This window comes from Elusimicrobiota bacterium, from assembly GCA_018816525.1.
Taxonomy (GTDB): Bacteria; Elusimicrobiota; Endomicrobiia; order CG1-02-37-114; family XYA2-FULL-39-19; genus OXYB2-FULL-48-7.
Genome location: JAHIVV010000003.1, coordinates 48,397 through 56,839, shown reverse-complemented (window position 1 = coordinate 56,839; position 8,443 = coordinate 48,397). Strand labels below are relative to the sequence as shown.

Annotated in this window: 10 protein-coding genes; all 10 read left to right on the top strand. The window is 40.4% G+C overall.

Annotation, left to right across the window (positions count from 1 at the left end; all coding sequences use genetic code 11):
• The coding region (locus tag KKH91_00640) for a glycosyltransferase (protein MBU0951323.1) at window positions 1–738 on the top strand (738 nt) is incomplete at its 5' end.
• A gap of 4 nt (window positions 739–742) precedes the next feature.
• Entirely contained in the window at window positions 743–2,158 is a 1,416-nt protein-coding gene (locus KKH91_00635) for a PHP domain-containing protein (GenBank protein ID MBU0951322.1), read from the top strand.
• Window positions 2,159–2,842, top strand: coding sequence for a WbqC family protein (locus tag KKH91_00630; GenBank protein MBU0951321.1), 684 nt, complete (start codon window positions 2,159–2,161; stop codon window positions 2,840–2,842).
• A gap of 1 nt (window position 2,843) precedes the next feature.
• Window positions 2,844–3,647, top strand: a complete 804-nt coding sequence (locus KKH91_00625) for an AAA family ATPase (GenBank protein ID MBU0951320.1) — start codon at window positions 2,844–2,846, stop codon at window positions 3,645–3,647.
• A 20-nt stretch (window positions 3,648–3,667) separates the two neighbouring features.
• Window positions 3,668–4,291 (top strand): PIG-L family deacetylase, encoded by a 624-nt coding sequence (locus tag KKH91_00620; protein ID MBU0951319.1) that lies wholly within the window; start codon window positions 3,668–3,670, stop codon window positions 4,289–4,291.
• 4 nt (window positions 4,292–4,295) lie between these two features.
• Window positions 4,296–5,411, top strand: a complete 1,116-nt coding sequence (locus tag KKH91_00615) for an undecaprenyl/decaprenyl-phosphate alpha-N-acetylglucosaminyl 1-phosphate transferase (protein ID MBU0951318.1) — start codon at window positions 4,296–4,298, stop codon at window positions 5,409–5,411.
• A gap of 15 nt (window positions 5,412–5,426) precedes the next feature.
• On the top strand, window positions 5,427–5,591 hold the full coding sequence (locus KKH91_00610; protein ID MBU0951317.1) for an HNH endonuclease: 165 nt from the start codon (window positions 5,427–5,429) through the stop codon (window positions 5,589–5,591).
• 18 nt (window positions 5,592–5,609) lie between these two features.
• Complete coding sequence (locus KKH91_00605) at window positions 5,610–6,428, top strand: sulfide/dihydroorotate dehydrogenase-like FAD/NAD-binding protein (protein ID MBU0951316.1); 819 nt, start codon at window positions 5,610–5,612, stop codon at window positions 6,426–6,428.
• On the top strand, window positions 6,425–7,816 hold the full coding sequence (gene gltA, locus KKH91_00600) for an NADPH-dependent glutamate synthase (GenBank protein MBU0951315.1): 1,392 nt from the start codon (window positions 6,425–6,427) through the stop codon (window positions 7,814–7,816). The genes KKH91_00605 and gltA overlap by 4 nt, the downstream gene beginning before the upstream one ends.
• Window positions 7,816–8,442, top strand: coding sequence for a dTMP kinase (gene tmk, locus KKH91_00595; protein MBU0951314.1), 627 nt, complete (start codon window positions 7,816–7,818; stop codon window positions 8,440–8,442). The genes gltA and tmk overlap by 1 nt, the downstream gene beginning before the upstream one ends.
• Window position 8,443 lies beyond the last annotated feature (1 nt).

Genomic DNA, 8,443 nt, shown 5'->3' with positions numbered 1-8,443 from the left:
TCAATTATCACCGACAAACTTGTTGCATTGACTGAAGGCGAAAAAAAGGAATCCCTGAAATTCAAAGTCGGTAAACCAGAAAACTGGGAAGTGATTCATAGCGGCATTGATTTAAATACGAATCCAGCTCAAAAAAATGAATTAAAAAAGAAATTAAATATACCGGAAAACACTCTGGTAATCGGAACGGTTGCGCGCCTGGAACCGGTAAAAGGCATTAAATATTTTGCCCAGGCTTTTCCCTTTATTGTAAAATCGCTGAACCGGCCCATTACTTTTGTTATAGTAGGCGATGGAAACCAAAGAAACGAAATAGAATCAATTGTTGAAAAAGACGGGCTTAAAGAAAAAGTTATTTTCACAGGCATGAGGGCCGATATTACAGATTTAATGTCAATTATGGATATTTACGTGCAACCTTCTGAAAATGAAGGAATGGGCAAAACAATCATACAGGCCCTCTATCTGGGCAAACCGATAATCGCAACAAATGTGCAAGGCATACCTGACCTGATATTTGACGGCAAAACAGGGCTACTTGTTCCGCCGAAAAATGCGCAAGCAATTTCAATTGCGGTGGAGCAAATGGCAAATAGTATGCAAACAGCAAACAAACTTGGCCAACAGGGTAAATTTTACGCGCAGGAACTTGTTGAAGGATTACCCAGATTCAGCACTGAAAGAATGATAAGTCTTTTAGAAAAAATGTACGACAAAATAATGGCCCGGCAAGGCTAGTAAAATGAAAAACTTTAAAATAATATTTTTTTGCATTCTGGCTCTCTTATTACTGTCAGTTTCCAATCTGCTGCATGCTTACAAGCAGGTGTCATGCGTTACCCATATACACTCAACTTTCAGCGACAGCGGAAAACTCTCTTTGGAACAGATCATTAAAAAAGCAAAAGATTATCATGTTGACGTAGTCATTCCCACTGACCACGATTTAGAAAAAATAGAGTATGGCCTTTGGCCTTTCAGGAAAATTATTAAAAAAACTGTCGAGAAAAATTCGGTGTTTCTAATCGGCACAGACAAATATCTGGCAGAAATAAAACGCCTGCAGGAAAAATACCCCGAAATAATAATCATCCCCGGGGTTGAATCTTCGGCTTACCATTATTGGACCGGAAGCCCGTTCACAAAAAACCTTGTCCTGCGCGGATGGCACAAGCACATGACAATTATAGGCCTTGATACTGCTGAAAAATATAAAAAACTCCCGATAATAAACAATCCGTCCGCCAGAGAGTTTGATCCTCTGCTTTTGTGGCCTGTACTTTTGTTGCTGTTAGGGTTATTGATAAGCGGCAGGCCTAAAGTAAAATTTTGTTTTATTGCTATTTCATTGCTATTGTTGATTTACAATTTCCCTTTTAAAAATTACCCCTTCAACGCTTATTCAACCAATCTTGGCGAACTTCCATATCAAAATTTGATAAATTATGTAAACACTCAAAATGGACTTGTGTTCTGGGCTCATCCTGAAGCAAGAAACTGGAAAGAACCCTACAGCTTCTGGCCTGTATCGCTTCAGTCATCCCCCTATCCTGAAATACTTCTTACCACCAGGGATTTTACAGGGTTCGCTTATTTCTGGGAAGGCGCAAATATGGCCGGAAATGCCGGCGGTTATTGGGACCAGGCATTAATTGAATATTGCGAAAACAAAAGAAAGAAACCTGAATGGGCTATTGGCGAGCTGGATTATATCAACGACGGAGTTCAAAACAATTACCTTAACCTGAACAAAAATATTTTACTTGTAGACAAATTGACAAAAGAAAACGCGCTGGACGCCTTGCGCAAAGGCCGTTTTTACGTAACGTCAAAATATAAACCAAACGGATTTGAACCTGTCCTTACTAATTTTACGATTAAATCTGCGGAAACTCGGGTAACTTTCGGTGAAAGCTTGCATTATCGCGGAAAAGTAAAAATATTTTTTACAATTTCAACAAGTGATAATTCCCATCGCAAACTTAAAACCAGGTTCATAGAAGATGGTAAAATTATCAATACAATTACAAAGGAATCACCCGCAAATATCGAATTCGAATTCCAACCGGTAAAAAACCATACCTATTGCAGAATTGAAATTGATATGGAAAACTCCACAAAACTTGTCACTAACCCCATTTTTTTATATAATGATTGAATGATTGTTTCTGTTCATCAACCGCAATATATTCCCTGGATCGGATATTTTCATAAAATTGCCAAAAGTGATGAATTTATATTTCTGGATAATGTGCAATACAAAAAAAGAGAATTCCAGAACAGAAACAAAATTCTGACAAAAAACGGCTCCATCTGGCTGACAGTTCCGGTAATTACAAAAGAAAAGTTCTATCAGAAAATCTCTGAAGTGGCAATTGATAATACCGTCCGCTGGCAGGAAAAACACTGGGAATCCATAAAAACGAATTACAACCATTCAAAATATTTCAAGGACTATCAAAACAGTTTTGAAGCCATGTATGCTAAAACATGGTCAAAACTTGTTGATTTGAATTCAGAAATTATTTTCCTGTTGCTGAAAATTTTTGATATAAAGACGCCGGTAAAAGTTGAATCAGAATTGAACATCACGGGGACTTCTACGCAAAGAATTATAAACATTTGCGAGAAACTGAACTCTGACACCTATTTGTCCGGCGCGGGCGGAAAAGAATATATGGATGAGAGCTTGTTTGAAAAGGAAAAAATAAAATTGATTTACCAGGATTTTAAACACCCCCAATATAGCCAGGCTTACCCCGGGGGGTTTGAACCTTATATGTCGGCGATAGACCTGCTTTTTAACTGCGGGCCGGATAGTTCTAAATTGTTAAGAGGATAATGTGGTATACGAAAAATTCTGGGGCTTCAGCGAAAAACCTTTTGAAAACACGCCTGACCATAAATTCTTTTTTAATTCACGCCAGCATGAAGAAGGTCTGGCGAGGATGCTTTATGTTATCAGGGAAGGAAAAGGCGCAGGACTGCTCACCGGTATTTACGGATGCGGCAAAACATTGCTTTCGCAGGCGATCCTAAAAGAAATAGAGCAGGATATTTATAAAGTAGCGGTGATTACCAATCCCCGCCTGGATGATATAGAACTTTTAAGAATGATCGTGTATTATCTCAGCGTACAGCGGATTCCCACCAGAAAAGCGGACATACTGATCGCGCTGGAACAGGTTTTAAAAAACAACGCTGCGGACGGCAAAAGAACTGTTGTAATAATTGACGAGGCGCACGCCATTGAAGACAAAAATATATTCGAAGAAATAAGGCTGCTGCTCAACTACCAGCAGGACAATAAATTTTTACTCAACCTTCTTTTGATCGGGCAGCCGGAATTAAAGGAAAACGTTGAAAACATAAAACAGCTTAACCAGAGAATAGCCATGGGGTTTCACCTGGAAGGCCTGTCCCGCGAAGATACCAAAAATTATATTATCCACAGGTTAAATATTGCGCAAGCGTCCAAACAGATTTTTACCGACGAATCCTTAAGTTTAATTTACGACCGCTCAGGCGGAATACCAAGAAGGATAAATCTCATTTGCGACAGCGCTCTATTGACAGGTTTTGGCAAAGAAGCTAGAATAATTGACAAAGAAATTGTCATCGAAACAATTCAAAGTTTAACTCTCTAATGCATTTAACAGGAGCGCTAATGAACATACTGGTAATTGGCTCACATCCCGATGATTTGGAATACGGCTGCGGCGGCACTTTGATAAAACTGGCAAAAGCCGGCCATAATATCTTCCTTCTGGTCATGACCCGGGGTGAAGCGGGCGGCCATCCCGGCTTAAGAAAGAAAGAACAGTTGAAAGTCTCAAAAATATTGAAAGCCCATCTTTTCTGGGGCAATTTTTCTGATACAAAAATACCCATAACCAAAAAAATTATCAATAAAATTGAATTTATAATCAAAAAAGTAAATCCTACTTTAATTTTTGTCCATTATCCTGAAGATACTCATCAGGACCATAGAAATACCAGCCAGGCCACAGCGACGGCCGCCAGGTACATACGCAATGTTTTATTTTATGAAGTTCCTACGACAATAAATTTTCTCCCCTCTGTTTACACTGATATAGCCGCAACAATACAAAGTAAAATTATCTTGCTTGAATCGCACAAGTCGCAGGTTCATTCTACGCGTATTGCGGAGCTTTCAATTATAGAAAGTTCAAAAGCATGCGCCCTATTCAGAGGATTCCAGAACAGGACTAAATATGCCGAAGGATTTGTCCCTTTAAAGCTGGCTCTCGATTTTGGATTGAACCTGTAAAACCATGAAAAAACTTCGTTTTATTTTGCCGGGGATATTGATTTTGTTTTTGTTGCAGCCCTCCGGAGGGGCCTGGGGTTATAAGTATAATCTACGGTGGTTTTACGTTTTTATCTTAGGGACAGCGATTTCATATCTTTTAACTCCATTGATTATATATCTAGGCCATAAATTCAGCCTGCTGGATTATCCTAATGAAAGAAAAGTTCACAAATCGCCCGTACCAAGAATAGGCGGCATTGTTATCTATACCGCTTTTATAATAACAATCGCAAGAAATCTTCAGTTTTCAAAAGAGATTTTCGGCCTTATGGCCGGAGGAACGATAATTTTTGTTTTAGGCCTTTTTGACGATGTCCGGCCTGTCCCGGCAAAAGTAAGAATTTTCTTCCAATTGCTCGCGTCTTTAATTGCTATTGCCTATGGAGTTCATACAACAATAATTCCAGACCGATATTCTTTTCATTATCTGGCCGATGTCATCATATCTCTATTCTGGTTTACTGGTATTCTGAATGCAGTAAATTTCCTTGACGGTATCGACGGGCTTGTTACTTCATTTGGAGCTGTTTGTTCATTGCTGTTCTTTATTATTGCTTTGCAGACAAACCAATTGTATTTGGCCTGGATGTGCATCGCGTTAACTGGCGCATGTTTTGGTTTTCTACATTATAATTGGAACAAAGCAAAGATTTTTTTAGGCGATTCCGGGGCCACATTGATCGGGTTCTTATTAGCCGGATTCGCAGTATTGGGAACCTGGACCCAAAACAACAGGATAGTAGGGTTTTCAACGCCTCTGCTCATACTGAGCATTCCCATATTTGATATGATTTATACCACAATTTCAAGAATAAAAAACGGCAATGTCAAAACATTCGGGCAATGGCTGGAATATGCAGGGAAAGACCATTTTCATCACCGCCTGCTTAAATTAGGGTTATCAGTGCGGCAAAGCGTAAGATTTATTATATTGTTGAATTTATGCCTTGGCCTGGGAGCCCTGATTATCCGTCAAACCGGTTCCCAGGGTTCCTTCATTCTTCTTTTGCAGGCAACTATAATTTTCGTAATTGTTGTTTTATTGATGTTATCCGGCAGAACTATAACGGAAGACTAAGGTACAAAGGAATAAATAAGGAACTTTTACGAGCATTATAATTATAAGTGCTTTTATTGCGGAAAAAAACTCACAACGGATAAACTTAACCTGGACCATATTATCCCCCGCTCGCGCGGAGGCAAAACAGACTGGAAAAATGTTGTAACATCATGTTTTTTCTGCAATCTCAAAAATTGACCGCGTACTTGCATATTTATGAATAAAATTTTAAAAAATGAACTTATTGCCCCCTCTACCAGGCTGTTAGAAATTGAAGCCCCTGAGATTTCCAAAAAGGTTCTCCCTGGCCAGTTCATAATCCTGCGCATAAATGAAAAAGGCGAAAGGATTCCCCTCACCGTTGTAAAATCGGATAACACCTCAGGGACTATTACGATTGTCTTTCAGGAAATCGGAAAAACAACCAGGCTGCTTGGAACTCTTAACCCCGGAGAACAAATCCGCGATGTTGCAGGGCCCCTCGGGCGCGAGAGTGAAATAAAGAAATATGACGGCCCTGTGATTTTAGTCGGCGGAGGCCTGGGAGCAGCTGAACTGCTTCCCGTTTGCCGGGCCCTTAAAAATAAAAGCAATTATATTATTTCCATTCTGGGCGCGAGAAGTAAAGAACTTATAATATTTGAAAACGCCTTGAAAAATTCGTCTGATGAATTCTTTATAGCAACAGATGACGGCTCCTACGGCCAAAAAGGGTTCGTAACCGATATTTTAAAAAACATTATAACGGCAAAACAATCCATAGCAATTATCTACGCCGTAGGCCCGGTACCTATGATGAAAGCAGTTTCAAACCTGACAAAACCTACCAGCATAAAAACCATTGTAAGCCTCAATCCCATCATGGTAGACGGAACCGGCATGTGCGGGTCCTGCCGCTGTACGATAGCGGGCAAAACAAAATTTGCCTGTGTTGACGGCCCGGAATTTGACGCGAGGGAAGTTGACTGGGCTGGGCTTGAAAAAAGGCTGAAACTTTTCAAAGAACAGGAAATAGAAGCGTTAAAAACAATATGAATAAAATTAAAATGCAGGAAGCGCTGCCGGAAGAAAGAAAAAAAAACTTTTCGGAAGTATCCTTGGGCTATACGAAAGAAGAAGCCGTAAACGAAGCAAAAAGATGCATACAGTGTAAAAAAGCATCCTGTATAGAAGGCTGCCCCGTAGAAATAAACATACCGAAATTTATAAAAGAAATAACCCTGGAACAATTTGACCAATCGATAAAAACCCTTAAAGAAAAAAACAACCTGCCCGCCATATGCGGCAGGGTATGCCCTCAGGAAACTCAGTGCGAATTAAAATGTGTTTTAAATAAGAAAGGCAACCCGATTTCTATAGGCTCTCTGGAAAGGTTTGCTGCAGACTGGGAGATGAACAATCTCAAATCTCAAATCTCAAATTCCAACTCAAAAATTTCAAATTTCAAATCTCCAATTTCAGTTGCAGTTATCGGGAGCGGCCCGGCAGGGCTTGCCTGTGCCGGGGATTTAGCCAGGGCAGGCTGTGCTGTTACTATTTTTGAAGCCCTGCATGAACCCGGCGGAGTTTTAACCTACGGGATTCCTCCTTTCCGCCTGCCCAGAAATATTTTGAGCTATGAAATTGAATATATAAAATCGCTTGGTGTTGAAATACTGCCTAACATTGTTATTGGTAAAACATTGACTATTGATGAATTGTTCGCAAAAGGATTTAAGGCTGTTTTTATAGGCTCCGGGGCAGGGCTGCCGATGTTTCCCGGAATTCCCGGAGAAAATTTGTGCATGATTTACTCTGCTAATGAATTTCTTACAAGAATTAACCTTATGAAAGCTTATAATTTCCCCGAATATGATACGCCCTTGAACAGCGGGGCGAAAACAGCTGTTATCGGCGGAGGAAACACTGCGATGGACGCGGCAAGATGCGCCTTGAGACTGGGCAAAGGCGCAGTAACAGTTGTTTATCGCAGAACTGAAGAGGAAATGCCGGCAAGAAAGGCTGAAATAGAACATGCCAAGGAAGAAGGCATAAAATTCGAGTTCCTTACCCAGCCGATCGAATTTTTGGGCGATGAAAACGGATTTGTTAAAGGGCTAAAATGCATTAAATGCGAGCTTGGCAGCGCTGATTCGTCTGGAAGGAGAAGGCCTGTCCCGATAAAAGGTTCAGAGTTTATAATAGATATAGATACATCCGTGCTCGCCATAGGGCTTAAACCTAATCCTCTTATTCCTCTTTCAACATACGGCCTAAAGCAGGATAAAGAAGGCAATATCTCCGTAAATCCACAAACCATGGAAACAAGCCTGAAAAATATTTATGCAGGCGGAGACATTGTCGGCGGCGAAGGAACCGTTATCGAAGCCTTGGGCCTGGGCAAAAAAGCCGCAAAATCCATAATAGAGTCCTTTATAAAATAATGAAAAAAGGTATATTTATCACATTTGAAGGGCCTGACGGTTCAGGTAAATCCACTCAAGCCGGACTTTTGGCTGCTGCTCTCAAAAAAAAAGGTTACGAGTATATTCTTACGCGTGAACCCGGCGGCACGCCATTTGCTGAATCAATAAGAAACCTTCTGCTTAAACCAGGAATGAATGTTTTTCCTCTCACTGAACTCCTATTGTACGCCGCAAGCAGAGCCCAGCACACTCAGGAGCTCATAAAACCTGCGCTGGCGCAGGGAAAAATTGTTATCTGCGACAGGTATTCAGATTCAACCATGGCTTATCAGTATTTCGGCCGCAATTTGGACAAAAGCCTGATTTATCGGCTCAATGAAATAGCGGCAGGCGGACTAAAACCCGCGTTAACAATAGTCGTTGATATTAAAGCTGAAGACGGAATGAAAAGAGTTTGTAAAAACGGCCCCAAGGATCGTTTGGAGAATGAAAACATTCAATTTCACGAAAGAATACGCAAAGGATTCCTTCAATTAGCAAAAAGGGAACCGAAGAGAATAAAAGTAGTGGCCGGCTGCAATTCTATTGAGGCTATTCATACAAAAATAATGGAAATAACCAATGCCTTCCTGAGAGGTTCCTAAG

What these genes read in the sequence shown, in the direction of transcription:
- KKH91_00605 (MBU0951316.1), top strand. Translation starts at nt 5,610, where the DNA reads ATGAATAAAATTTTAAAAAATGAACTTATTGCCCCCTCTACCAGGCTG.
- gltA (MBU0951315.1), top strand. Translation starts at nt 6,425, where the DNA reads ATGAATAAAATTAAAATGCAGGAAGCGCTGCCGGAAGAAAGAAAAAAA.
- KKH91_00635 (MBU0951322.1), top strand. Translation starts at nt 743, where the DNA reads ATGAAAAACTTTAAAATAATATTTTTTTGCATTCTGGCTCTCTTATTA.
- KKH91_00615 (MBU0951318.1), top strand. Translation starts at nt 4,296, where the DNA reads ATGAAAAAACTTCGTTTTATTTTGCCGGGGATATTGATTTTGTTTTTG.
- tmk (MBU0951314.1), top strand. Translation starts at nt 7,816, where the DNA reads ATGAAAAAAGGTATATTTATCACATTTGAAGGGCCTGACGGTTCAGGT.
- KKH91_00630 (MBU0951321.1), top strand. Translation starts at nt 2,159, where the DNA reads ATGATTGTTTCTGTTCATCAACCGCAATATATTCCCTGGATCGGATAT.
- KKH91_00620 (MBU0951319.1), top strand. Translation starts at nt 3,668, where the DNA reads ATGAACATACTGGTAATTGGCTCACATCCCGATGATTTGGAATACGGC.